The organism is Achromobacter sp. GbtcB20 (assembly GCF_019091095.1).
In the GTDB taxonomy this organism is placed as follows: Bacteria; Pseudomonadota; Gammaproteobacteria; order Burkholderiales; family Burkholderiaceae_B; genus Achromobacter; species Achromobacter mucicolens.
Genome location: NZ_JAGXJZ010000493.1, coordinates 1 through 277, shown reverse-complemented (window position 1 = coordinate 277; position 277 = coordinate 1). Strand labels below are relative to the sequence as shown.

Annotated in this window: 1 pseudogene; it reads left to right on the top strand. The window is 68.2% G+C overall.

Annotated elements, in window-relative coordinates:
- Positions 1–277, top strand: a pseudogene (locus tag KVT32_RS29905) (hypothetical protein); the annotation flags it as partial.

Here is a 277-nt window from a genome sequence, read left to right as displayed (position 1 = left end):
ATCGACGCACGCACCAAGCGCCTGGTGTTCTCCGACGCGCTGACGGTGCCGAAGGCGCTGGCCCTGTACCGCCACTTCGCCGACCGCGTCATGCTCGGTTTCGGCATCGGCACCCAGCTCACCAACGACACCCCTTATCAAGCCCTGAACATCGTCATGAAGCTGGCCCCGGTCGGGGCCTTCCGCGCGGTGGCGCTCCCGCTCGGCAAGTACGGTCTGGCCTCGCTGGTCCCGCTGGCCCAGCTGATGGGGTCGGTTTTCCTGGCCTGTGCCCCGG